General features: G+C 49.1%; 24 protein-coding genes, 2 tRNA genes and 1 riboswitch. Of the genes, 11 read left to right on the forward strand and 15 right to left on the reverse strand.

From position 1 onward, the window contains the following. Positions 1–128 precede the first annotated feature (128 nt). Positions 129–173, forward strand: a riboswitch (PreQ1 riboswitch). Between the two features lie 3 nt (positions 174–176). After that, a complete protein-coding gene (gene queF / locus ACTHRY_RS10585; protein WP_003748427.1) occupies positions 177–650 on the forward strand; it encodes a preQ(1) synthase in 474 nt (157 codons plus the stop codon). Between the two features lie 100 nt (positions 651–750). Beyond that, complete coding sequence (locus ACTHRY_RS10590; RefSeq protein ID WP_004518802.1) at positions 751–1,428, forward strand: 7-cyano-7-deazaguanine/7-aminomethyl-7-deazaguanine transporter; 678 nt, start codon at positions 751–753, stop codon at positions 1,426–1,428. Positions 1,429–1,496: 68 nt separating this feature from the next. On the opposite strand, the gene ubiM is transcribed toward ACTHRY_RS10590, so the two are convergent. The 3 genes from ubiM to rplU all read right to left on the reverse strand — a co-directional run bounded on the left by ubiM (position 1,497) and on the right by rplU (position 3,564). Next, a complete protein-coding gene (gene ubiM / locus ACTHRY_RS10595) occupies positions 1,497–2,681 on the reverse strand; it encodes a 5-demethoxyubiquinol-8 5-hydroxylase UbiM (protein ID WP_004518804.1) in 1,185 nt (394 codons plus the stop codon). A 274-nt stretch (positions 2,682–2,955) separates the two neighbouring features. Beyond that, positions 2,956–3,228, reverse strand: coding sequence for a 50S ribosomal protein L27 (rpmA, locus tag ACTHRY_RS10600; protein ID WP_002212328.1), 273 nt, complete (start codon positions 3,226–3,228; stop codon positions 2,956–2,958). A gap of 27 nt (positions 3,229–3,255) precedes the next feature. Next, positions 3,256–3,564 carry a 50S ribosomal protein L21 gene (rplU, locus tag ACTHRY_RS10605; protein WP_002216394.1) on the reverse strand — a complete coding sequence of 103 codons (309 nt, stop codon included), beginning with the start codon at positions 3,562–3,564 and terminating at the stop codon, positions 3,256–3,258. A 263-nt stretch (positions 3,565–3,827) separates the two neighbouring features. Between rplU and ispB the strand changes: the two genes are divergently transcribed. The 3 genes from ispB (at position 3,828) to ACTHRY_RS10620 (ending at position 5,346) form a co-directional block, all read left to right on the forward strand. Next, positions 3,828–4,802 (forward strand): octaprenyl diphosphate synthase, encoded by a 975-nt coding sequence (ispB, locus tag ACTHRY_RS10610; RefSeq protein WP_049359922.1) that lies wholly within the window; start codon positions 3,828–3,830, stop codon positions 4,800–4,802. 4 nt (positions 4,803–4,806) lie between these two features. Then, positions 4,807–5,253 (forward strand): DUF441 domain-containing protein, encoded by a 447-nt coding sequence (locus ACTHRY_RS10615; protein ID WP_049321985.1) that lies wholly within the window; start codon positions 4,807–4,809, stop codon positions 5,251–5,253. 18 nt (positions 5,254–5,271) lie between these two features. Further along, positions 5,272–5,346, forward strand: a tRNA-Arg gene (locus ACTHRY_RS10620). Positions 5,347–5,448: 102 nt separating this feature from the next. Here the strand turns inward: ACTHRY_RS10620 and ACTHRY_RS10625 are convergent. Both ACTHRY_RS10625 and ACTHRY_RS10630 read right to left on the reverse strand, forming a co-directional pair. Next, positions 5,449–6,606, reverse strand: a complete 1,158-nt coding sequence (locus tag ACTHRY_RS10625) for an NnrS family protein (protein ID WP_440374246.1) — start codon at positions 6,604–6,606, stop codon at positions 5,449–5,451. 86 nt (positions 6,607–6,692) lie between these two features. Next, positions 6,693–7,073, reverse strand: a complete 381-nt coding sequence (locus tag ACTHRY_RS10630) for a hypothetical protein (RefSeq protein WP_070823763.1) — start codon at positions 7,071–7,073, stop codon at positions 6,693–6,695. A gap of 146 nt (positions 7,074–7,219) precedes the next feature. Between ACTHRY_RS10630 and ACTHRY_RS10635 the strand changes: the two genes are divergently transcribed. Next, positions 7,220–7,678: an RrF2 family transcriptional regulator gene (locus ACTHRY_RS10635; RefSeq protein WP_004518811.1), complete on the forward strand. Its 459-nt coding sequence runs from the start codon at positions 7,220–7,222 to the stop codon at positions 7,676–7,678. 598 nt (positions 7,679–8,276) lie between these two features. On the opposite strand, the gene ACTHRY_RS10640 is transcribed toward ACTHRY_RS10635, so the two are convergent. The 8 genes from ACTHRY_RS10640 to ACTHRY_RS10675 form a co-directional block, all read right to left on the reverse strand. After that, a tRNA-Ile gene (locus tag ACTHRY_RS10640) sits at positions 8,277–8,352 on the reverse strand. 93 nt (positions 8,353–8,445) lie between these two features. After that, the gene (gene folP / locus ACTHRY_RS10645) at positions 8,446–9,297 is read right to left on the reverse strand and encodes a dihydropteroate synthase (RefSeq protein WP_440374247.1); all 852 of its coding nucleotides are present in this window, start codon (positions 9,295–9,297) and stop codon (positions 8,446–8,448) included. 83 nt (positions 9,298–9,380) lie between these two features. Then, positions 9,381–11,042 carry an electron transfer flavoprotein-ubiquinone oxidoreductase gene (locus ACTHRY_RS10650; RefSeq protein WP_440374248.1) on the reverse strand — a complete coding sequence of 554 codons (1,662 nt, stop codon included), beginning with the start codon at positions 11,040–11,042 and terminating at the stop codon, positions 9,381–9,383. A 132-nt stretch (positions 11,043–11,174) separates the two neighbouring features. Further along, a complete protein-coding gene (locus ACTHRY_RS10655) occupies positions 11,175–11,612 on the reverse strand; it encodes an ExbD/TolR family protein (RefSeq protein ID WP_003748410.1) in 438 nt (145 codons plus the stop codon). 3 nt (positions 11,613–11,615) lie between these two features. After that, positions 11,616–12,275 carry a MotA/TolQ/ExbB proton channel family protein gene (locus tag ACTHRY_RS10660; RefSeq protein ID WP_036492013.1) on the reverse strand — a complete coding sequence of 220 codons (660 nt, stop codon included), beginning with the start codon at positions 12,273–12,275 and terminating at the stop codon, positions 11,616–11,618. Positions 12,276–12,377: 102 nt separating this feature from the next. Then, positions 12,378–13,313: an energy transducer TonB gene (locus ACTHRY_RS10665; RefSeq protein WP_049359907.1), complete on the reverse strand. Its 936-nt coding sequence runs from the start codon at positions 13,311–13,313 to the stop codon at positions 12,378–12,380. Between the two features lie 348 nt (positions 13,314–13,661). Beyond that, entirely contained in the window at positions 13,662–14,558 is an 897-nt protein-coding gene (locus tag ACTHRY_RS10670) for a tyrosine recombinase XerC (RefSeq protein WP_049321977.1), read from the reverse strand. A 1-nt stretch (position 14,559) separates the two neighbouring features. Next, a complete protein-coding gene (locus ACTHRY_RS10675) occupies positions 14,560–14,988 on the reverse strand; it encodes an acyl-CoA thioesterase (protein WP_049321975.1) in 429 nt (142 codons plus the stop codon). A 150-nt stretch (positions 14,989–15,138) separates the two neighbouring features. On the opposite strand from ACTHRY_RS10675, the gene fba reads away from it, so the two are divergent. Then, positions 15,139–16,203, forward strand: a complete 1,065-nt coding sequence (gene fba, locus ACTHRY_RS10680) for a class II fructose-bisphosphate aldolase (RefSeq protein WP_440374249.1) — start codon at positions 15,139–15,141, stop codon at positions 16,201–16,203. 127 nt (positions 16,204–16,330) lie between these two features. Continuing rightward, on the forward strand, positions 16,331–17,260 hold the full coding sequence (locus tag ACTHRY_RS10685; protein ID WP_049321973.1) for a glycosyltransferase family 2 protein: 930 nt from the start codon (positions 16,331–16,333) through the stop codon (positions 17,258–17,260). Positions 17,261–17,325: 65 nt separating this feature from the next. Here the strand turns inward: ACTHRY_RS10685 and ACTHRY_RS10690 are convergent, their stop codons facing one another. Then, complete coding sequence (locus ACTHRY_RS10690; protein WP_049321972.1) at positions 17,326–19,002, reverse strand: formate--tetrahydrofolate ligase; 1,677 nt, start codon at positions 19,000–19,002, stop codon at positions 17,326–17,328. A gap of 176 nt (positions 19,003–19,178) precedes the next feature. On the opposite strand from ACTHRY_RS10690, the gene ACTHRY_RS10695 reads away from it, so the two are divergent. Further along, positions 19,179–19,610, forward strand: a complete 432-nt coding sequence (locus ACTHRY_RS10695) for an EamA family transporter (protein ID WP_003680126.1) — start codon at positions 19,179–19,181, stop codon at positions 19,608–19,610. A 75-nt stretch (positions 19,611–19,685) separates the two neighbouring features. Here the strand turns inward: ACTHRY_RS10695 and ACTHRY_RS10700 are convergent, their stop codons facing one another. Then, a complete protein-coding gene (locus tag ACTHRY_RS10700) occupies positions 19,686–20,828 on the reverse strand; it encodes an extracellular solute-binding protein (RefSeq protein ID WP_049321971.1) in 1,143 nt (380 codons plus the stop codon). Between the two features lie 308 nt (positions 20,829–21,136). Between ACTHRY_RS10700 and rpsT the strand changes: the two genes are divergently transcribed. Together rpsT and ACTHRY_RS10710 are read left to right on the forward strand one after the other, a co-directional pair. After that, positions 21,137–21,400, forward strand: coding sequence for a 30S ribosomal protein S20 (rpsT, locus tag ACTHRY_RS10705; RefSeq protein ID WP_002212556.1), 264 nt, complete (start codon positions 21,137–21,139; stop codon positions 21,398–21,400). Between the two features lie 168 nt (positions 21,401–21,568). Beyond that, positions 21,569–22,708: a phospholipase A gene (locus ACTHRY_RS10710; RefSeq protein WP_049321970.1), complete on the forward strand. Its 1,140-nt coding sequence runs from the start codon at positions 21,569–21,571 to the stop codon at positions 22,706–22,708. The last annotated feature ends 146 nt before the right edge of the window (positions 22,709–22,854 follow it).

Below are 22,854 nucleotides of genomic sequence, written 5' to 3' on the forward strand. Positions count from 1 at the left end.
TGTTAATTGGCTGCTATTGTAAAGCGGAAAACAGGTTTCATAAAATACAAAACAGGCCGTCTGAAAGCTATCCTGCTGATTCATCGCTATAAAATCCGCACAAGCCATGCAATTTATATTACAATCCGCACCCCGTGGTTCGAAAACCTCCCACATTAAAAAACTAAGGAAACCTCATGTCCCGCAACAACGAAGAGCTGCAAGGCATCTCCCTTTTGGGCAACCAGAAAACCCAATACCCGAGCGAATACGCGCCTGAAATTTTGGAAGCGTTCGACAACAAACACCCCGACAACGACTATTTCGTCAAATTCGTCTGCCCCGAGTTCACCAGCCTCTGCCCGATGACCGGCCAGCCCGACTTTGCCACCATCTACATCCGCTACATCCCCCATATCAAAATGGTGGAAAGCAAATCACTGAAACTCTATCTCTTCAGCTTCCGCAACCACGGCGACTTCCATGAAGACTGCGTCAACATCATCATGAAAGACCTCATCGCCCTGATGGATCCGAAATACATCGAAGTATTCGGCGAATTCACACCGCGCGGCGGCATCGCCATTCATCCGTTTGCCAACTACGGCAAAGCAGGTACAGAGTTTGAAGCTTTGGCACGCAAACGCTTGTTCGAACACGATGCACAATAATCCTATTCAGACGGCCTAACGCCTTTTTCATGGCAAGACTTTATTTATTGCACGGTCTTGCAAGGCTTCATGCCGTCTGAAAAACCTCCGAAAGATTTCCATGTACGAATTTACTGCCGCACAGCAGAAGAAAGCGCTCTTCTGGCTGGTGCTTTTCCATATTTTTATTATTGCCGCCAGCAACTATCTGGTGCAGTTCCCCTTTCAGATTTTCGGTATTTTTACCACTTGGGGCGCATTTTCCTTCCCCTTTATCTTCCTCGCTACCGACCTGACCGTGCGCATTTTCGGTGCGCCGTTGGCGAGACGGATTATTTTTTGGGTGATGTTCCCCGCCCTGCTGCTCTCTTATGTCTTCTCCGTCCTCTTTCATGACGGCAACTGGACAGGCTGGGCATCTTTGGCCGACTTTAACACCTTCGTCGGCCGTATCGCATTGGCCAGCTTTTCCGCCTATGCGCTCGGGCAAATTCTCGATATTTTCGTGTTCAACAGATTACGCCGTCTGAAATCATGGTGGGCAGCCCCTACTGCTTCCACCGTCGTCGGCAACGCTTTGGACACGCTGGTATTTTTTGCCGTTGCCTTTTACGCGAGCAACGATGAATTTATGGCGGCAAATTGGCAGGGCATCGCATTTGTCGATTATCTGTTCAAACTCGCCATCTGCACCCTCTTCTTCCTGCCTGCCTACGGCATCGTATTGAGCATCTTGACCAAAAAACTGACTTCCTTAAACGTCCGTCAAGAAATGCCCGAATCGGTTTTAGCCGAATAAGCAGCAGATAAAAAACAAGGCCGTCTGAAACTGTAATCGTTCAGACGGCCTTTTATGTTTTCAAATGATTAACCGGTCAATTGTTTGGTAATCAGTTTTTTCAGCGGCGGGAAGTTATTGCTTGCACGCAATACCAAACCGCGCAGCAGTTTCGCCGGAGCAGTTTCATTGGTAAAGAGTTTCAGCAGCATATTGGTGCCGTGGTAAATCGGATGGGCGTGGAGCATATGCTTGGTGCTGTATTTTTCCAGCAGGCTCTTCGCACCAATATCCTGACCGCGTTGCTCGGCTTCAAGCACCAATTTAGCCAAAAGATCGGCACTTGCCAGACCCAAGTTGAAACCGTGCGCAGTAACCGGATGCATACCAACCGCGGCATCGCCGATCAACGCGCTGCGTTTGCCGTAGAAACGTTGGGCAATCATGCCGACCAAAGGATAATTGTGAATGGTGCTGACCAATTCCATATCGCCCAAACGGCCTTTGAGTTGCTCTTTCACGCTGGCTGCCAATTCTTCCGGCGACATGTTTTTAATCGTCTCGGCTTTATCGCTGTCCACCGTAATCACCGTATTGGTCAAATGCTCTTCCAAAGGCAGCAACGCAATGGTACGGCCGTAGTGGAAGCATTCATATGCGGTATGCAGGTTGGACAGAGTATGCTTCATGCGGCACACGAACATGGTGCGGCTGTAATCGTGCATATCGGAAGAAATGCCCAATTGACGGCGCGTTTGTGAGAAGCGGCTATCGGCGGCCAACAACAGACGGCCGGTCAATACTTCGCCGCTTTCCAAAATAACTTGCGCCTCATTGTCGGAAGTTTTAACTTCTTTAACATTGGTGCCGGTCAAGATTTTGACATTGTCCAATTTGGACACGACTTCATAAGCGGCTTTACGGATGTTGTGATTGGAAATCAAATAGCCCAAGCAGTCCGCAGGCTCGCCGCGCGCCTCAGTCGGTTGCGGGAAGTGGAGCTGGTAATCGGAATGACCGTTCAACACTTTGGCATCGCGCAAAGGATAAATTTCGTCTTTTGGAATCAAATCCCACATACCCAATCGCTGCATGATTTCGCGCGACAAGTGCGTCAGTGCGATTTCACGGCCGTCATACGGCGGATTTTGCAACACTTCTAAAGGACTTCTTTCAATCAGGGTTATGTTCAACCCGCTTCCGGCCAACTCTGCGGCAAAACTTAATCCGGCAGGGCCTGCGCCGACGACGAGAATATCACTGTGTAAGCTCATGGGAGGAATTCCTTGTATTCAACTGATACGGATTTTTTCAGACGGCCTTAAGTTTACTGTGTTTAGCTACATGAGGGTAAATCAAAGGCATTTGATAGATTATATAGAAAGCATTGATAGAATAAAACAAATGTTATCAATTGTAAGCGCGTTTTTACTTTGGCCTTAATATAAATCAAGCTTCACGACATACGGATTTTATCAAACGGACAAACAGTCAAATAAACAAAAACCGCATTCCGAAAAGGGAATGCGGCTTTCAATCGTAAAACGATTATTCTTCAGAACCGGTGTAAGGACGGATGCTGACGGTTTTACGGTTCAGCGCGCCTTTGGTTTTGAATTCAACGTAACCGTCGACTTTAGCAAACAAAGTGTGGTCTTTGCCCATACCTACGTTGTCACCTGCGTGGAATTTGGTACCGCGTTGACGAACGATGATGGAGCCTGCCGGAATCAGCTCGTTGCCATAGGCTTTAACGCCCAAGCGTTTGGCTTCTGAATCGCGACCGTTGCGGGTGCTACCGCCTGCTTTTTTACTTGCCATTTGTAATACTCCTGAACTTACTTGAAATTAGGCGATTGCCACGATTTCGATTTGGGTGAAATTTTGGCGATGGCCTTGGCGTTTTTGGTAGTGTTTGCGACGACGCATTTTGAAAATGCGTACTTTCTCGCCACGACCATGAGCAACGACTTTGGCTGTTACTTTTGCGCCTTCGATAAAAGGTGCGCCTACTTTTACAGATTCGCCGTCAGCAATCATCAAAACTTCAGTCAGTTCGATTTGGCTGTCGAGTTCGGCTGGTATCTGTTCTACTTTCAATTTTTCGCCAACGGAAACTTTGTATTGTTTACCGCCGGTTTTTACGACCGCGTACATACTCAACTCCATGAGAATTAGGTTAACATTCCGCACACCATGTGCGAAACGAGCTATTCTATTTCTATTTACCTGTTTTGTCAAAATTTATTTTATTTACAACTGAAAAGGCCGTCTGAAAGATATGTTGCATGCTTTTTAACTGATATAATCACGCGCTGGATTGCTGATATTTTTATGCAACGTTATTACCCCGACCGAATGTACGGGTTTAAACAGATTCATTGGAGCCTCCGCTCCGTTTTATCAACAGAGAATGTTTTATGCTCGAAAACCTGCCTTACTTCCAACGCCACCTGCCCGATGACCTTGCCAAAGTGAACGCGGTCATCAACCAAGCTGTTCAATCCGATGTCACGCTGATTTCGCAAATCGGCACATACATCATCAGCGCGGGCGGTAAGCGACTGCGTCCGATTATTACCATTTTGGCAGGCAAAGCAGTCGGGCATGACGATGAAAAACTGTACTCGCTGGCAGCGATGGTGGAATTCATCCACACCTCCACCCTCCTGCACGACGATGTCGTCGATGAAAGCGATTTGCGCCGCGGCCGTAAAACCGCAAACAATCTCTTCGGCAACGCGGCGGCCGTTTTGGTCGGCGACTTCCTCTATACACGCGCCTTCCAACTGATGGTCGGTTCGGGCAGTATGCGTATCTTGGAAGTGATGGCAGATGCGACCAACATTATCGCCGAAGGCGAAGTCATGCAGCTGATGAACATCGGCAATACGGATATTACCGAAGAGCAATACGTCCAAGTCATCCAATACAAAACAGCAAAATTGTTTGAAGCGGCCGCACAAGTCGGCGCAATTTTGGGCAAGGCTTCCCCCGAACACGAGCAAGCCTTGAAAGACTACGGCATGTACGTCGGTACGGCTTTCCAAATCATTGACGATGTTTTGGACTATTCAGGCGAAACCGAAGAAATCGGCAAAAACGTCGGCGACGATCTGGCCGAAGGCAAACCCACCCTGCCATTGATTTACCTGATGCGAAACGGCTCCGAGCAGGCCGCCAACGATGTGCGCCATGCTTTGGAAAATGCCGACCGCAGCTATTTTGAAAAAATCCACGATTATGTCGTTAACTCCGACGCTTTGCCGTATTCGATTTCCGAAGCGAAAAAAGCCGTCGACAAAGCCATCGCTTCATTGGACGTATTGCCTGACAGCGAAGTCAAAGAAGCCATGATCCAACTGGCAAAAGAATCTTTGGCCCGAGTATCTTAATCCGATGAATTTCAGCTTTGTCCCTTTGTTTCTGGTTACGCTGATTTTTTTGGGCGTCGTCAGCAACAACAACTCGATTACGATTTCGGCGGCCGTCTTATTGCTGATGCAGCAAACCGCTTTGTCGCAATACATTCCCTTGGTGGAAAAACACGGCTTACAAGTGGGCATTATTATGCTGACCATCGGCGTATTGAGTCCGCTGGTTTCCGGTAAAATCCAGATTCCGCCGCTATCCGAGTTTCTCAATTTCAAAATGATTGCCGCCGTCCTTATCGGCATATTTGTCGCTTGGCTTGCCGGACGCGGCGTTCCATTGATGAGCGAACAGCCTGTTTTGGTAACCGGATTATTAATCGGCACGGTCATCGGCGTTGCCTTTGTCGGCGGTATTCCGGTCGGCCCTTTGATTGCCGCCGGCTTATTGTCTTTTTTTGCCGGAAAGGTTTAAAATCCCCTCCTTTAACGCCTCGCCATAGTTCAACGGATAGAACGTATGCCTCCTAAGCGTAAAATACAGGTTCGATTCCTGTTGGCGAGGCCACAGTTTCAATAAAAGCCTTTCATATTCTGAAAGGCTTTTTTATTATCAATAAATAAAGGCCGTCTGAAACTTTTCAGACGGCCTTCTCATTTCGCCAAACCGTTAACCCGGACGACCATCCGAACGCGGACGGATCAACCAAGGAATATATTTCCATGCATACAACAGCAAAGAAGCGGCAAACAAAACAGCGGAGCAACGGATACTGTGCGTGTATGCCGTACCGCTCACAAAGGTAGCCAAAACACGGACAACCGTTGCAGCTATCATCAACCAAAAGGCAACAGGAACCACTTTAGGCGGCGGATAAATGGAGTTGCCGGTATGGCCAAGCGCGGTTCGCGCCATCATGCCCAAAGTCAGCACGCCGATACCGCCAACGCCGATAAGGTGTACGCCCAAATTCAGGAAACTTGGAACCCAATAAGAAATACCGACAGCAATCAAGCCCAAGCCTGTAAACAGATAGCCGGCAAACAAAATCCAAAGCATAGGCTCTTTCAGCACGGCTTTATACCACCAGCGGTACACCTGCACGGTAAAAATCACACCGGCAGCCAGAGCAAACAACGCAGCCAGTCCCGGCAAAATGTTATGCGCCATCAGCATGGCGGTCAGCATAGGCAGCCAAAGTGAAGCGTGCGCCACCCATTGAGGGCTGGGAATTTGCGGCACGTTCAGGCGTTTGGACGTAAAGAACGAGATAATCCGCATACCGATCAAACCGATAAATCCGGCCACCATAATCAAACCGGATTGCAAACCGGTCATTAGCGCAATGGCATCAAACGGCTGCACTTTTAGATGGAAGGCGAAATGGGTGCCGCCCAAAATAAAAATAGCGAACACGGCAACATAGTTGCGCTTGTTTTGAGAACGGATTACCGGCAAAGCCATGCATACCGCGCCATACCAGAAAAAGATCGTACCGAATATACCGCTTGCCGTCGCACCCCAGCCGGGAATAAACGCACACAAACGCGCAAGCAGCCAAAATGCGGTCAAACCGGCCAACGCCTTACCGCGTGTCGGCGGCTGGCCTGTCCAAGTCGCCACAGCCGTCAATAAAAATGCAATGACAACCAATCCGGCGTAGCCCCAAATCATTTCATGAGCATGCCAATAAAAACCCGACAACTCAGGCGTACCCTGAAAGCCGAAGCCCCAAAGCAGTATAGACAATGCGCCATACAAAGCCGCCAACGAATAAAACGGGCGGAAGGCCATTGCCCAAACCGGGTGTTTGAACAAATCGGTCATGGTGGTTCCTTCAATTTTTATATCATCATAAAACAGCAACAGAGGCCGTCTGAAACTTTTCAGACGGCCATCGATTCCTTTCCCTGTTACACATTTTCAGGCAAAGGCAAAAAAGGTTCAATCGCAGGGAAAAGCTCGCGCTCCTCAAAGCGCGCATGATCGCGCAAAGTAACAGCAAACTCCTTATTCCATGATTCATTCATATATTCAGGATGCGCCATCATCGCACGCAATTTGGCATGATCGCCTTCAAAACGCTGCCGCAACGCAGGCTCAATTTTATCCCAATACGGCGCAAACATGGTTTCCTCTTCCAAAAAATGTGGCTCCAGCTCAATAAAATGAGGCTCCAGCTCCGCCTGATGGCTTTGATCGGGCGTACGCAGGAGACGGACGCACAACGACAGCGAGCCATGATGTTCGCGGGAAAGTTCTATTAAGGCAGGATGGCGTTTCAAGGGCTTCATAAGTTCGTTATAATGGTAACAGTTTGTCAAACTGGATTAATTCAAATGTTTCAGATATTATGAAACCCAATCCCACATAAAGTCAAACAGCCCCTCTTCAAGCACTACGCTTTTGACATATAATAAAAATATCTAAAGAGCCAGCCATGTATCTGACCCAACATACCGATTACGGATTGCGCGTATTGGTTTATACCGCCATCAACGATGACACCCTCGTCAATATCGGCACCATTGCCGAGACTTACAATATTTCCAAAAGCCATTTGATGAAAGTGGTTACCTCATTAGTCAAAGGCGGTTTTCTGGTTAGCGTGCGCGGCAAAGGCGGCGGTTTGCGCTTGGCAGACAATCCTGAAAACATCAATATCGGTGCAGTAGTGCGCCATCTTGAGCCGATGCAGGTTGTCGAATGCATGGGCGACAACAACGAATGCCTCATCACCCCTTCCTGCCGATTGACCGGTATCATTACCGGCGCCATCAAAGCCTTCTTCAACCACCTAGATCAATACTCACTGCAAGATCTGCTGGACAAGCCGACTTACGACATACTTTATACACCACGCATCCCGATCAACGAAATACGCGGAACGGCCGACTAAATCTTCAGGCCGTCTGAAAACAATCCAGCCATACTGAAATGGTATTACTTAAAAAATAAAAAATGCCGTCTGAAATAAAGATTTGCAGACGGCATTTTTTTATAAAACACTCTACAGCTTAAATAGCTGACTTTCATTCGATAGGTTAATTTTTATGCTAAATATGTTGAACATAAGACAATAGAAAAACATAAAATAAGAATAATCATAGCAACCGTAAAATTTATTCTTAATATTTTCAGATAAAATTTATTGGATATTTTTTGTATTCCAAACAGTATCTTGTAAAATTTTAATTCCATACTTCTATGAGTAAATAGATATTCAAAAAACCCTATATCCATCCCTTCTGATTTTAATATTTTATATAGCATTACTAGATTAATGATAATTGCAATAAAATACAAAAATACTAAACAAAACAGAAAATAAGGCAATAACTCCACCAAACTACTCCTTCTTTTTAAAAAAGAATTTTCCCTAAAAAACATATTGGACGACATGACCAATTGCTATTGCCGACATTATATTCCAATCTTTCGCAAACCAATAAATACAAAAATGCCCGAAGCCAAAAGCTTCGGGCATTTTTAATATTTGGTGGGTCCGGTGGGTTTCGAACCCACGACCAAGGGATTATGAGTCCCCTGCTCTAACCCCTGAGCTACAGACCCGTCAAGAGTAGAAGCGGATTATAGCATAACTTGTTGCTTGTTCAAGATGCCGGGCAAATGTTTCAGACGGCCTGTTGGTTTTCTATCCGGGCATTATGCCGATACGCCCAATGCTTCCCAAACTTTCAAAGCATCTGCCGTTGCTTTAACATCGTGAACACGGATGATTTGCGCGCCTCGGGCGACTGTGGCCAAAGCGGCTGCCACGCTGCCGTGTACGCGTTTGGCGGCATCTTGTTCGCCTGTCAGCTCGCCAATCATGCGTTTGCGCGATATGCCGATCAGAAGGGGGAATCCGGTTGCTTCCATCAACTCAGGCAAATGTTGTATCAGGGTAATGTTGTGTTGCAGGTTTTTGCCGAAACCGAAGCCGGGGTCGAGCGTGATGCGTTCAGGGTCAATGCCTGCTTGAACGCATTCTGCCGCGCGTGCTTTTAAATAACGCGCGATTTCTTCGACGACATCTTGATATTGCGGATTAAGCTGCATGGTTTTGGGCAAACCCTGCATGTGCATGAGACACACGCCTGTCGTCGGCTGTTGAGCCAATAATGCGACTGCGCCTTCATCACTCAATGCGGCAACATCGTTGATAATATCGACGCCGCCTTGTGCCAAGGCTTTTTCCATGATTGCCGTGTGGCGCGTGTCCAAGCTGACGGGAACATTCCACTTGGCCACTTCCGCCAAAACCGGCTGCACTCTGGCCCATTCTTCTTCGAGAGAAACATCATCCGAACCCGGGCGGGTAGATTCGCCGCCGATATCAAGAATATCCGCGCCGTCTTTCAGCAGCTGCTCGGCATGTGCCAATGCTATTGAGACATTTTGCGAATAGGTGCCGCCATCGGAAAATGAATCGGGGGTCAGATTGACGATGCCCATGATTTTCGGTTTGTCCAAGGCGATTTCAAATCGGCCTGCCTGCCAAATGCGTGTGTTCATAATGCGTCCATTGATGAAATAATAGGATAGAGGCCGTCTGAAATTTTTCAGACGGCCTTTAGGTTTTGACTTCAAACAGTCAATTACATTCCGCCGTAATTCGGCCCGCTTGCGCCTTCGGGACAAATCCAAGTGATGTTTTGCGTCGGGTCTTTGATGTCGCACGTTTTGCAGTGTACGCAGTTGGCGGCGTTGATTTGCAGGCGCGGGCTGCCGTTTTCTTCGACGATTTCATATACACCAGCCGGACAATAGCGGGTTTCGGGCGAGGCGTATTCTTTGTAGTTTACGTCTATCATGACCTGCGGATTTTTCAGCACCAAATGGTCGGGCTGGTTTTCTTCGTGCGCAAGGTTGGCAAGGAACACGCTGCTCAAGCGGTCGAAGGTCAACACGCCGTCGGGCTTCGGATAATCAATCGGTTTGCATTCGGCTGCTTTTTTGAGCTGCTCGTTGTCTTTGCCGTGATGTTTCAAAGTCCACGGGGCTTTGCCTCTGAAAATCATCTGGTCGATACCGGTATAGATTGAGCCGAGGTAAACGCCCCATTTGAATGACGGACGGACATTGCGCGCGGCGTAAAGCTCTTGATACAGCCAGCTTTGTTCAAAACGTTGCTGATAATCCACTGCCTCTTTGCCGCTGTCGAAGCTTTCCACTTCTTCAAGGTTTTCCAACAAGGGGAACACGGCTTCTGCGGCGAGCATAGCGGATTTCATGGCCGTATGGATGCCTTTGATGCGCGGCATATTCAGAAAACCTGCGGCATCGCCGATTAAAACGCCGCCTTTAAACGAGAGCTTCGGCAGGCTTTGCAAACCACCTTCAATCAGCGAACGCGCGCCATACGCGATACGGCGGCCGCCTTCAAAGGTTTTGCGGATTTCAGGATGGGTTTTGAAACGTTGGAACTCTTCAAACGGCGACAGATAAGGGTTTTGATAATCCAAACCGACCACAAAGCCGACAGCGACTTTGTTTTCGTCAAAATGATAAATAAACGAGCCACCGTAGGTTTTGCTGTCTAGTGGCCAGCCTGCGCTGTGCATGACCAAACCGGGCTGATGTTTTTCAGACGGCACTTCCCAAATTTCTTTAATGCCCAAGCCGTAAGTTTGCGGTTCGCTGTTTTGGTCGAGTTGGAAACGCTCGATGATTTGCTTGGAAAGCGAACCGCGGCAGCCCTCGGCAAACAGGGTTTGCTGCGCCCAAAGCTCCATGCCGGGCTGGAAACTGTCGGTCGGCTCGCCGTCTTTGCCCACGCCCATATTTCCGGTTGCAATGCCTTTGACCGAACCGTCTTCGTGATACAGCACTTCGGCGGCGGCAAAGCCCGGATAGATTTCCACGCCCATATTTTCCGCCTGCTCCGCCAACCAGCGCACGACTTCGCCCAAGCTGGCAATGTAGTTCGCATGGTTGTCGAAATTCGGGGTAACCGGTAGGTTGAAGGCTTTTTTCTCGGTCAGGAACAAAACCCTGTCCTTCGTCACTGTACGCGTCAGCGGCGCGCCTTTTTCTTTCCAATCAGGAATCAGCTCATTCAAAGAAATCGGATCGATGATGGCACCGGCAAGCGAGTGCGCACCGGCCTCCGAACCCTTCTCCACCACGCAAACGCTGATTTCGCGTCCATTTTTTTCGGCAAGCTGCTTGAGTTTGATGGCGGCAGACAAACCCGACGGGCCTGCGCCGACAATCACGACATCGTATTGCATACTGTCGCGTTCGATGGTTTCTGTCATAGTGGTTCCTGTATTGTCATTATTCAATTTAATCCGCTAATTATACAGCCTGAACATATAGTTACCAAATACAACAAAAGGCCGTCTGAAACTTTACTCAAATTTCAGACGGCCTTGACTGTATTCAAAAGATTACTGCGCTTTGGTTTCCGTTACAAAACCGATTTTGCTGATACCGGCTTCGCGTGCCGCTTGCAGGGCTTGGTTGACGTAATCGTATTCAACCGCCTTATCTGCCGCAATCGCCACAATCACATCTTCGTTTTTCGCTTTGGCTTCTTTCAGCTTGGCAGTTACCGTTGCCAAATCCACTTTGGCATCAGAATCGCCGCCAACGACATAAGCACCACTGGCATCAATGCTCAAACGCAAAGGATCTTTAGGCTGCTGCTTATCCTCTTTTGCCGCTTTTTCCGAAGCAGTCGGCAACTCCAAAGGAATCGAGTGGGTCAGCACCGGCATGGTAATCATAAATACAATCAGCAACACCAGCATCACGTCCACCAAAGGCGTAACGTTGATATCCGACATCGGCGCATCATCGCCGGAATTCATTGATCCGAAAGCCATGGTTTAATCCTTTTGGTTCAGCAGGCGGACATGCAGGTCATGTGCAAATGCGTCCATATCTTGCGCGATGGTTTTTGTACCGCGGTTGAGGAAGTTGTACGCCAATACGGCCGGAATCGCTACAAACAAGCCGACAGCAGTCGATACCAAAGCCTCACCAATCGGACCGGCCACCGCAGCAATGCTCATTTGACCGCTTTCACTGATGCCGATCAGGGCATGGTAAATACCCCAAACAGTACCCAGCAGGCCGATAAACGGAGCGGTTGCGCCGATGGAGGCCAAAGCAGTCATGCCGTAGTCGAACTGACGCATGGTTTGGGACATGCTGTTGCGGATATGAACAACCAAGTATTCGTTCAAAGGCAATTCGTCAATCAGCGATTTGCTTGTTGTTTGACGGTAGTTTTGGTATGCGCGCAGAGATTCATCGGCAACGCGGCTCATCGGTGCTTCTACCGCTTTGGCTTTCTGTACGGCATCGGCCAGCGTAAACGCATTCAACATCAGCTCTTTCACCTGTGCATTGCCTTTTTTCGCTTTGCAGTATTTGATGCAACGGATCACGATAACGCTCCAAGTCACCACACTCATCAACAACATCAGGACAAATACACCAATCAGTACCACATCACCTGATTTGAAAACTAAACTTAAATCCATAATTTTTCCAAGTTAAAAATAAAATTAAAATTTCTATCGGGTCATTTAAAATTATTTCCCAACAGCATATATTTTCTAATCAATCAGCTTAGGCCTAGATACTTATTCGAGCGTGAATTTGACAGGTACTTTAAATTCAGTCCAAACACTTGCATGACAGCTACCATCTTTAACGGCCTTACGCGCCGCATTATCCAGACGACTATAACCACTTGACTTATTCACACTAATTGAATCCACTTTACCGCCCGGACCAACCAAGACTTTCAGCACGACCAAGCCCTCTTCGCCATTTTCAGTTGACATTGTCGGATATGGGGGTCTCGGAATATGGCAGGTTCCTTTTGCAGGATTGCCTTTACTGCTGCCGGCACCTGTACCGCTGCCACCTCCGCTACCGCCGGTGCCGGAGCCATGTTCGCCTTTTGCACCGCCGCTGCCGGAGCCGCTGCCTTCGCCACGGCCGCTGCCCGTACCTTTCGTACCGCCGCCGTTGCCTTTACCTTCTCCGTTCAAGGCTTTGCCTTCGCCGCTGCCTTTACCGTTTTCAGCAGTATTCGGCCCGGTTTTGTTGCCTGAGTATTCAGATGCTTTGGGAGATGGTTTAGGCTCTGCCTTCGGCTCTGGTTTCGGTTCAGGTTTCGGTTCAGGTTTTGGCTCGGGCTTCGGCTCAGGTTTGGGTTCCGGCTTAGGCTCGGGCTTAGGTTTCTCGATAGGTTTTGGTTTTTCCTTTTGCTGTACGATATCCGCTTTTTCTTTTTTCGTTACCACAGGTTTGATAACAGGCTTGGGCGGCTCGACAGGCTTAGGTTTGGGTTTAGGTTTCGGCTGTTCGGGGGTAGGCTCCGGTGCAGCAGGCGCGCCTTCGCCCTCAGGGCTGCCGTCGCCTCCGCCGAAATCGCCCAAATCGACAAATTCAATATTCGCCATTTCGACAGGAGGCGGTTTGTGCGCGTGCCATAAAAGTGCAACCAAGCCGACGTGAATCAACGCAACGGAAGTCACGACGGCTGGAGTTAAAATTCGTTTTTTATCCATAATTCCGTTATGTTAATAGCAACAATTCCCGTTTGCAAGTCGTTTTACAGTCAAAATAAGCATTAATGCTTATATAAAAAGTTTATAGACCTGCTTTTTAAAGGTCGCATATCATAATATGATATTAGCTCTCATTACTAATATTACCAAACAAAAGGTCGTTTTAAAAGATAATCGGTAAGGCAAAACAGCCTATTCTTCCGGCGTTTATGCTATCCGCACATTAAGCCAATATCGAAACCTCATCAGACCGATAAAAATTCAAATGGTTTCAAATCATCTGTATTTTTTTCCATAAAACATCAGGCCGTCTGAAAACGCTCTTCAGACAGCCTGATTCAAACAAAATCATTTTTTCCGTTTCGCCCTTGGGTGCGCCTCATCATAAACGCGCGCCAAATGGTCGAAATCCAGCTTGGTATAAACTTGCGTGGCGGAAAGATTGCTGTGTCCCAACAATTCCTGCACAGCACGGATATCGCCTGATGCCTGCAAAAGATGGGTGGCGTAGCTGTGGCGCATCATGTGCGGAGAGATATGGCTGGCGCTGCCCACACGCACTGCCCACGCCTGCAGGCGTTTTTGGATTTGACGCTGCCCCAGCCTGCCGCCATTTTTATTGGTGAACAAGGCCTGCTCGCCCTCTTTGGCAATACGCACCGCCAGATAATCGCGCAATGCCGCAATGCTTTTGCCCACCAAAGGCACTTGCCGCTGCTTGCCGCCTTTACCATTTACACTGACCCAGCCTTCGTCCAAGACGATACTGTTCAGATTCAAACCTTGTATCTCGCTCAGGCGCAAACCGCTGCCATACATCAATTCAAACATGGCCTTATCGCGCACATCCAACTCGTCATCAACCGGCGCATGGTCAAGGATATGGTTTAAAGGTTCCTGCGGCAACGCTTTGGGCAGTCGTTCGGGCAGGCGCGGCGCTTTCATATTAAACGTCGGGTCGCTTTCCATGACTTCTATCTGCACCAGCCAACTGCAATACTGCCGCCACGCCGACAATTTCCGCGCCAAGCTGCTTTCGCTTAAACCCTTTTGCGACAGCTTTTTCAATACCGCCACAAAATCACGGCGCGTCGGCAGGCCGTTTTTCAGATTATCGGGCAACAGGCGCATCAATTCACTCAAATCGCGCCGATAAGCGGAAACGGTATGCTGCGACTTACCTTGTTGCGACAAGGTTTTCAGATAGCGCTCAAGATGAAGCGCAAAATGATTTGATTCCGCCATTTCAGACGGCCTCCAATGCTGCTTTCAAGGCCGAAGGCAGACGGCAGACGCGTTGTTTGCCATAGTCGAAACACACCATGCCTGTCTGTACTTTCGCCAGCACAAGGCCGTCTGAAATCCTGCGGATACGGTACAGCAAAGAAAAACCCACACCGGCCACGCCGGCCGCACCCATCTCCACCGACAGCTCATCGCCATGATGACCTTGCGCCAAATACTGCACCGCCGCACCCGCCATAATCAGGCCAGCCCCGCCGGCATCCATTTCACTCCAACCCAGCGCCGCCAGCCAACGCATCCGCACTTCATGGCACAAACGCAACACTGCATCGTTCGCCAAATGGCCACCATAGTTCACATCGCCCACCTGAACCGTCAAGGCCGTCTGAAACAAAGGCTTATCACATTCGGCCACCGAAATCCTATCCATTTTGCACACCCGTTTTCAATACTCTGCCATTATAAACCGAGACCCTGTTCGTTAATATATAAAAACAATGTAGCGGCTTGTAGTTTTTCATGGCAAAAAACATTATAATTTATCGGATAAATTTACCCTTCACTACTTCAGGAGCTTCTCATGGCACTCGTATCCATGCGCCAACTGTTGGACCATGCCGCCGAAAACAGCTACGGTCTGCCCGCATTCAACGTTAACAACCTCGAACAAATGCGAGCCATTATGGAGGCGGCCGACCAAGTCAACGCCCCCGTTATCGTTCAAGCATCCGCAGGCGCACGCAAATACGCAGGTGCCCCATTCCTACGCCATCTGATTTTGGCCGCAGTCGAAGAATTCCCGCACATCCACGTTGTGATGCACCAAGACCACGGCGCATCGCCCGATGTGTGCCAACGCTCCATCCAACTGGGCTTCTCCTCCGTGATGATGGACGGCTCACTGCTCGAAGACGGCAAAACTCCGTCCACCTACGAATACAACGTCAACGCCACCCGTACCGTGGTTAACTTCTCCCACGCTTGCGGCGTGTCCGTTGAAGGCGAAATCGGCGTATTGGGCAACCTCGAAACCGGCGAAGCCGGCGAAGAAGACGGCGTAGGCGCAGTGGGCAAACTTTCCCACGACCAAATGCTGACCAGCGTTGAAGATGCCGTACGTTTCGTTAAAGATACCGGCGTGGACGCATTGGCTATTGCCGTCGGCACCAGCCACGGCGCATACAAATTCACCCGTCCGCCCACAGGCGACGTATTGCGTATCGACCGCATCAAAGAAATCCACCAAGCCCTGCCAAACACCCACATCGTGATGCACGGCTCCAGCTCCGTTCCGCAAGAATGGCTGAAAGTCATCAACGAATACGGCGGCAAAATCGGTGAAACCTACGGCGTACCCGTAGAAGAAATCGTCGAAGGCATCAAACACGGCGTGCGCAAAGTCAACATCGACACCGACTTGCGTCTTGCCTCTACCGGCGCCATCCGCCGCTTCATGGCAGAAAACCCGTCCGAATTCGACCCGCGCAAATACTTGAGCAAAACCGTCGAAGCCATGAAACAAATCTGTCTCGACCGCTACCTCGCATTCGGTTGCGAAGGCCAAGCCGACAAAATCAAACCGATTTCTTTGGAAAAAATGGCAACCAAATACGCCAAAGGCGAATTGAACCAAATCATCAAATAATCTGTACATTGGATTGATACTAAGGCCGTCTGAAAACTTGGCAATAAGGTTTCAGACGGCCTTGGCTTTTGGAAACTTATAGTAAAATCCCCCGCCGACTACCCATCAAAACACATCGAAAGCAAACATGAAACTCGCCGTTATTTTGCCGGCCTATTGTGCCGAAGCTTATTTGCCCGAATGCTTGGATTCGGTATTGAATCAAACATTCCGCGACTTTTTCGTCATCGCCGTCAACGATGCCTCAAAAGACAAAACCGGCGAAATCCTCGAGGCTTACGCAGCCAGAGATTCACGTTTGCAGGTTTTCCACCTTCCGGAAAACAGGGGCGAACCGTTTGTCTGCCAATTTGCCATGGATATGCTCAAAGATGTAGAGGTTGAATACGTGGCGCGGATGGACGCGGACGATATCTGCACCCTGGATCGTTTTGAAAAACAAATTCAGTTTTTAGACAGCCATCCCGAAATCGATATTGTCGGCAGCCAAGCCACCATCTTTTTCGACGACCAAACCGGACGAGAACCCGTTTTAAGCGATCTACCCTTGCTCGACAAAGACATTAAAGCCTTTTTCTCCAGGGCCGCTCAAAATATGTTTAACCCCACCACCATGTGGCGGCACGACAGCATTAAAAATCTCGGAATAAACTACACCGCAACGGAAACCGCGCCCGATTTCCATATGTGGGTACAATGCGCCCTACATGGCAAAACCTTTGCCAATCTGCCCGAACCTTTGTTGTTTTACAGGATACACCAAACTCAAGAAAGCAAAAAAAGAGACAAAATCAACAAATCCGTCCAATACACCATGGAGTTGTGGATCAGTCATCTCTTCCCTGATTTGAACGCGACGGAAGTAACGCTCTTAAGCCGCATCTTGTACGAAAAGCAACTGCGCTTGACCACTGAAGAGCTGAAAACCATTTTTGCCGCCTATGACAGAATCAGCAAAGACCGCAGCATTTCATTGTTTGGCGAAGACCGCAATACCATGTTCGACATGATAGACAAGTTCTTCAATTTCTTAAAAAGTCAGTTAAAATTCACTTAAATCATAAAAGGCCGTCCGAAACCTAAGTTTCAGACGGCCTTTGTCTATTTCAAGAGCAATCCAAATCAGAACAAGCCGTGAATCACGCCGTCTGCGTCCACATCAATTTTCTCAGCGGCCGGAACTTTCGGCAGACCCGGCATTTTCATCATATTGCCACACAACGCAACAATAAAGCCTGCGCCTGCGGAAACAGTGATACCGCGCACAGTGATGCGGAAGCCTTCGGGGCAGCCCAACAGTTTGGCGTTGTCGCTCAAAGAGTATTGGGTTTTCGCCATGCAGATCGGCATTTTGTCCAAGCCCAGTTTTTCCAGTGAAGCGATTTCGGCAGACGCTTCCGCGCTGAAATCAACATCTTCCGCGCCGTACACTTTTTGGGCAATCGCACGGATTTTGTCTTTAATGCTCAATTCGACATCGTAGGCGAAGCCGAAGTTATTCGGTTGATTTTCGATGGCGTTGACGACTTTGTGCGCCAAATCCGCGCCGCCCGCGCCGCCTTTGCCCCATACTTCGGTCAGGGAAACTTCGACGCCGTGTTCCGCACAGGCTTTTTCAATCATGGCCAATTCGGCATCAGAGTCGGACACGAAGCGGTTGATGGCAACCACCACAGGCAGGCCGAATACGTTTTTCAGGTTGGAAATGTGTTTCAAGAGATTAGGCAGACCTTTTGCCAAGGCTTCAAGGTTTTCTTCGCCGAGGTTGGCACGTTCTACGCCGCCGTTGTATTTCAACGCGCGGACGGTGGCCACGACAACAGCCGCATCAGGTTTCAAATCCGCCAGACGGCATTTGATGTCGCAGAATTTTTCCGCACCCAAATCTGCGCCGAAGCCTGCTTCGGTTACGGCATAATCGGCAAGGTGTTTCGCCAGACGTGTGGCGGTAACGGAGTTGCAACCGTGGGCGATGTTGGCGAAGGGGCCCCCGTGTACAAAGGCAGGCGTGCCTTCGATGGTTTGTACCAAGTTAGGTTTAATCGCATCTTTGAGCAATGCCGCCATCGCGCCATTCGCTTTCAAATCTTTGGCGTAAACTGGGCTGCCGTCTTTGGCATAGGCGACAAGGATGTTACCCAAACGCTCTTTCAAATCGCTGATGTCTTTAGCAAGGCAGAATACCGCCATCACTTCGGAGGCGACGGTGATGTCGAAGCCGTCGGGACGCATCACACCGTCAACAGGTTTACCCATGCCGTCGATGATGTTGCGCAACTGACGGTCGTTCATATCGACCACACGACGCCACAGCACGCGTTTCGGATCGATGTTCAACTCGTTGCCTTGATAGATGTGGTTGTCGAGCATGGCGGCGAGCAAGTTATTCGCCGCGCCGATGGCGTGAAAGTCACCGGTGAAGTGCAGGTTGATGTCTTCCATCGGCAAAACTTGGGCATAGCCGCCGCCTGCCGCACCGCCTTTAACACCAAACACCGGACCCAAAGAAGGCTCGCGCAGGGCGATAACAGAATCTTTGCCGATATGGCGCAAAGCATCCGCCAAACCGATGGTTACGGTGGTTTTACCCTCACCCGCAGGAGTCGGATTAATGGCAGTAACCAAAATCAGACGGCCTTGTTTTTGCGGCAGCTTGAATGCTTCGGCAGGATTGATTTTGGCTTTGTAATGACCGTAGGGCTCGATGTTGTCAACGTTCAAACCCAGCTTGGCGGCAATTTCACCAATCGGGCGCATGGTGGAAGACTGGGCAATTTCAGCATCGGTTTTGAAGCTCATGATTTTCCTTTATTGAGTGAGGGAAGGCCGTCTGAAACAATCTCAAGGGACGGCTGGAAGAAAAAGAATATTCGTTCTATTATAACGTTTTCCAAGAATAAACCGCAGTGAAAATTTCGATATTTCATCAACAAGCGGATTCATATTGTCAACAATTCAAAACAAAAGGAAAAAACATGAGCAGCAACGCATGGCTGTTTTGGGCATTGGCATCGGCAGGCTTCGCCTCATTGACCGCCATCTTCGCCAAAATGGGTTTACAAGGGATAGATTCCGATTTTGCCACCTTTATCCGCACCTTGGTCATCCTCGCCGCTTTGGTATTGTTTTTAACCTACACCGGCAAATGGCAGGGCGTAAACGGCTTTACCGGCCGCAACTGGACATTCCTCATCCTATCCGGCCTCGCTACCGGCGCATCTTGGCTCGCCTACTTCAAAGCCCTGCAACTGGGCAACGCCTCGCAAGTCGCGCCCGTCGATAAATTCAGCCTGGTCTTGGTCGCCCTGATGGCCGTCGTTTTCTTAGACGAACGCCCAAGTACACAGGAATGGATAGGCTTAGGCCTGGTAACCGCAGGCGTATTGACTTTGGCTTTGAAACGATAAAAATTGGGACATCAAAAAAGGCCGTCTGAAAAATTTCAGACGGCCTTTGCTTTACTTCAAACAATCAGCTCACAATTAATTTGAACCGACTTTGATTTTTTGCCACAAGTTGACAGACAGTTTTTTCGCATCTGCGCTCATTTGAGGCATCACGAAACCGTCTTTCATGTCTTGCTCGTTCGGGAAAATAGAGCGAGTGTTCACCAGTTCTGCAGGCATTTTTTCGCGTGCAGGTTTGCTGGCCGGCGCGAAGGTTACGGCAATACCGTTTTTCGCAGCCACTTCGGGATCAAGCGTGTAGTTGATGTATTTGTGGGCATTGACGATGTTTTTCGCATCGGCCGGAATCAGCCAAGATTCAATCCAGAAGCCCATGCCTTTCGGCGTCAACACTTCGATGCCGACGTTGTTTTTCACTTCTTCGGAACGCGCTTTGGCCAAGTTCAAGTCGCCGCCGTTACCTGCCGCCAAGCAGATATCGCCGCGCGCCAGTTCGTCAATGATGGAAGGGCTGAAACGTTTTACGTCAGGACGGATAGACTTCAACACTTCCGCCGCCGCTTTCAAATCTTCAGGATTCGAGCCTTTAGGATCTTTACCCAAGTAGTTCAACAAGATTGGGAACATTTCGCTCGGGGTATCCCACAAAGCAATGCCGCAAGATTTCAGCTTGTTGGTGTATTCAGGTTTGAACAGCAAATCCCAGCCGTTTTCAGGCAATTTCCCGCCCAAAAGCTCCTTGCCCTTCGCCGTAATCGCAATCGTATTCACACCTGAGAAGTATGGAACGGCGTATTGATTGCCCGGGTCGGCGGTTTCCAACATCTTCAGCAATTCAGGATCGATGTTTTTGTAGTTCGGAATCAAGTCCTTATTGATTTTTTGGTATGCACCCGCCTCAATTTGGCGCGGCAGGAAGGCAATACCGGGTACAACCAAGTCATAGCCGGATTTACCGGTCAGCATTTTGGCTTCCAGCGTTTCGTTGTTTTCATACAAATCGTAAGTCAGCTTCAAATTGTTGGCTTTTTTGAAGTCTTCGACTGTACTTTCGTCAACGTAGTTTGACCAGTTGTAAATATTCAAAGTATCGGTGGCGGCTGCTTCGGCATTGGCAGCAGGCGCGCTGCCTGCTTGAGGTTGCTCGGCTTTTTTCTCGCCACCGCCGCACGCGGCCAAAGACAATGCGGCCAATACGGCTAATACAGATTTTTTCATACGGGCAGATTCCTGATGAAAGAGTGGTTAATGTCAATAAATAAGAAACCCTGCACCCCATAAACACCCCGGCGCAGAGTTAGGCTATTGTAATGGAAACGTAAGCAAACGCAAAGCAATATCCATCTGATTTTTATTGAAATAAGGCAAAGCAACACCATCTTTTTACCAAAAGCGTTGCACCGGCTGTCGTTTTTGGGCAAAATACGGCTGATTTGCGCGCGTTTATAGAGAAAAAGCTTGCATACAAGGAAATCTGTCTTTAAAATTGCGCGTTTACAGAATTTATTTTTCAGGAGATATTCAATATGGCAAACAGCGCACAAGCCCGCAAACGTGCCCGCCAGTCGGTTAAACAACGCGCCCACAACGCCAGCCTGCGTACTGCATTCCGTACCGCTGTGAAAAAAGTGTTGAAAGCAGTTGAAGCCGGCGACAAAGCTGCTGCTCAAGCAGTTTACCAAGAATCCGTTAAAGTCATCGACCGTATCGCTGACAAAGGCGTATTCCACAAAAACAAAGCAGCCCGTCATAAAAGCCGTCTGTCTGCTAAAGTAAAAGCTTTGGCTTAATACTGACGCAGATACCGGAAATCCTGACATCAAAACAGGATGAATCGAGCTGATACGATGCCCCTGAGGTCCTGCCTTTCAGGGGCATTGCCGTATTCACAGCCCAAACCGACTAAATAAACCTATTTACCCTCTCATCAGGCCGTCTGAAAAACAACGGAAACTCTTATGAACAAGATGTTGAAACATTCCCTAAGTATCGGATTCATTGCCGCCGCCCCACTGGCCGCCGCCGATACCGCCCTACACTGCACCACCATTCAAGACAACGCCACCCGTTTGGCGTGTTACGACAACATCTACTCGGCGCAATTCCCTCCTCAATCCCCACTGCCGCAAGCGCAAACCGAAACGGCCAAAACATCGGTCAACCTCGAACAAAGTGTCCGCAAGAGCATTGAGAAAAAAGAAGCGGCCATCGTATTCGACAACCCTACCCATCCGAATATTTCAGACGACGTATTAAGCGAAACTGCCGACAGCTACACGCCTTTAAGCCTGATGTACGATTTGGATAAAAACGACACGCGCGGCCTATTGAGCGTACGCGAGCACAACCCTATGTACCTCATGCCCGTTTGGTACAACAGCAGCCCCAACTACCACCCGGAATCCCCCAGTCGCGGCGTAACCACGCAGGAAAAATTCAGCGAACAAAAACGCCTCGAAACCAAAATGCAGGTTTCCTTCAAAAGCAAGATTGCCGAAGATTTATTCAAAACCCGTGCCGATGTATGGTTTGGCTACACCCAAAAATCCGACTGGCAAATCTTCAACCAAGGCCGCAAATCCGCTCCGTTCCGCAATACCGACTACGAACCCGAAATCTTCATTACCCAACCCGTTAAAGCAGACCTGCCTTTCGGCGGCAAACTGCGCATGGTCGGCGCAGGTTTTGTTCACGAGTCCAATGGTCAAAGCCGCCCCGAATCACGCTCATGGAACCGGGTTTACGCCATGGCCGGCATGGAATGGGGCAAGCTGACCGTCATCCCTAGGGTTTGGATGCGCGCCTTCGACCAAAAAGGAGACGATGACGACAATCCGGACATCAACAAATACATGGGTTACGGCGACTTGAAAGTCCAATACCGCTTCAATGACAAACAAAATGTTTATTCCGTCCTGCGTTACAATCCGAAAAGCGGACGCGGCGCCGTTGAAGCGGCCTATACTTTCCCCATCAAAGGCAAACTCAAAGGCGTTGTCCGCGGCTTCCACGGCTACGGCGAAAGCCTGATTGACTACAACCACAAACAAAACGGCATCGGCTTCGGCCTGATGTTCAACGACTGGGACGGCATCTAAATGACCCCATATTGTTTCAGACGGCCTTTGCAATCAAGGCGGCCGTCTGAAACAATAAGACAAAACAAGCCATTCGTTTAAAATACTCGTTTCCTAGCGTCCAAACGCGTATAATGCAAAGTTTGGGCAAAACTTGCCGGAATGAA

This window comes from Neisseria sp. P0004.S004, assembly GCF_051963335.1.
Lineage (GTDB): Bacteria > Pseudomonadota > Gammaproteobacteria > Burkholderiales > Neisseriaceae > Neisseria.

What these genes read in the sequence shown, in the direction of transcription:
- ACTHRY_RS10635 (WP_004518811.1), top strand. Translation starts at nt 7,220, where the DNA reads ATGTATCTGACCCAACATACCGATTACGGATTGCGCGTATTGGTTTAT.
- ACTHRY_RS10685 (WP_049321973.1), top strand. Translation starts at nt 16,331, where the DNA reads ATGAAACTCGCCGTTATTTTGCCGGCCTATTGTGCCGAAGCTTATTTG.
- ACTHRY_RS10650 (WP_440374248.1), bottom strand. Translation starts at nt 11,042, where the DNA reads ATGACAGAAACCATCGAACGCGACAGTATGCAATACGATGTCGTGATT.
- ACTHRY_RS10695 (WP_003680126.1), top strand. Translation starts at nt 19,179, where the DNA reads ATGAGCAGCAACGCATGGCTGTTTTGGGCATTGGCATCGGCAGGCTTC.
- ACTHRY_RS10655 (WP_003748410.1), bottom strand. Translation starts at nt 11,612, where the DNA reads ATGGCTTTCGGATCAATGAATTCCGGCGATGATGCGCCGATGTCGGAT.
- ACTHRY_RS10615 (WP_049321985.1), top strand. Translation starts at nt 4,807, where the DNA reads ATGAATTTCAGCTTTGTCCCTTTGTTTCTGGTTACGCTGATTTTTTTG.
- ACTHRY_RS10670 (WP_049321977.1), bottom strand. Translation starts at nt 14,558, where the DNA reads ATGGCGGAATCAAATCATTTTGCGCTTCATCTTGAGCGCTATCTGAAA.
- ubiM (WP_004518804.1), bottom strand. Translation starts at nt 2,681, where the DNA reads ATGAGCTTACACAGTGATATTCTCGTCGTCGGCGCAGGCCCTGCCGGA.
- folP (WP_440374247.1), bottom strand. Translation starts at nt 9,297, where the DNA reads ATGAACACACGCATTTGGCAGGCAGGCCGATTTGAAATCGCCTTGGAC.
- ACTHRY_RS10625 (WP_440374246.1), bottom strand. Translation starts at nt 6,606, where the DNA reads ATGACCGATTTGTTCAAACACCCGGTTTGGGCAATGGCCTTCCGCCCG.
- ispB (WP_049359922.1), top strand. Translation starts at nt 3,828, where the DNA reads ATGCTCGAAAACCTGCCTTACTTCCAACGCCACCTGCCCGATGACCTT.
- ACTHRY_RS10630 (WP_070823763.1), bottom strand. Translation starts at nt 7,073, where the DNA reads ATGAAGCCCTTGAAACGCCATCCTGCCTTAATAGAACTTTCCCGCGAA.
- ACTHRY_RS10665 (WP_049359907.1), bottom strand. Translation starts at nt 13,313, where the DNA reads ATGGATAAAAAACGAATTTTAACTCCAGCCGTCGTGACTTCCGTTGCG.
- ACTHRY_RS10590 (WP_004518802.1), top strand. Translation starts at nt 751, where the DNA reads ATGTACGAATTTACTGCCGCACAGCAGAAGAAAGCGCTCTTCTGGCTG.
- queF (WP_003748427.1), top strand. Translation starts at nt 177, where the DNA reads ATGTCCCGCAACAACGAAGAGCTGCAAGGCATCTCCCTTTTGGGCAAC.
- ACTHRY_RS10675 (WP_049321975.1), bottom strand. Translation starts at nt 14,988, where the DNA reads ATGGATAGGATTTCGGTGGCCGAATGTGATAAGCCTTTGTTTCAGACG.
- rplU (WP_002216394.1), bottom strand. Translation starts at nt 3,564, where the DNA reads ATGTACGCGGTCGTAAAAACCGGCGGTAAACAATACAAAGTTTCCGTT.
- ACTHRY_RS10690 (WP_049321972.1), bottom strand. Translation starts at nt 19,002, where the DNA reads ATGAGCTTCAAAACCGATGCTGAAATTGCCCAGTCTTCCACCATGCGC.
- rpmA (WP_002212328.1), bottom strand. Translation starts at nt 3,228, where the DNA reads ATGGCAAGTAAAAAAGCAGGCGGTAGCACCCGCAACGGTCGCGATTCA.
- ACTHRY_RS10660 (WP_036492013.1), bottom strand. Translation starts at nt 12,275, where the DNA reads ATGGATTTAAGTTTAGTTTTCAAATCAGGTGATGTGGTACTGATTGGT.
- rpsT (WP_002212556.1), top strand. Translation starts at nt 21,137, where the DNA reads ATGGCAAACAGCGCACAAGCCCGCAAACGTGCCCGCCAGTCGGTTAAA.
- fba (WP_440374249.1), top strand. Translation starts at nt 15,139, where the DNA reads ATGGCACTCGTATCCATGCGCCAACTGTTGGACCATGCCGCCGAAAAC.
- ACTHRY_RS10700 (WP_049321971.1), bottom strand. Translation starts at nt 20,828, where the DNA reads ATGAAAAAATCTGTATTAGCCGTATTGGCCGCATTGTCTTTGGCCGCG.
- ACTHRY_RS10710 (WP_049321970.1), top strand. Translation starts at nt 21,569, where the DNA reads ATGAACAAGATGTTGAAACATTCCCTAAGTATCGGATTCATTGCCGCC.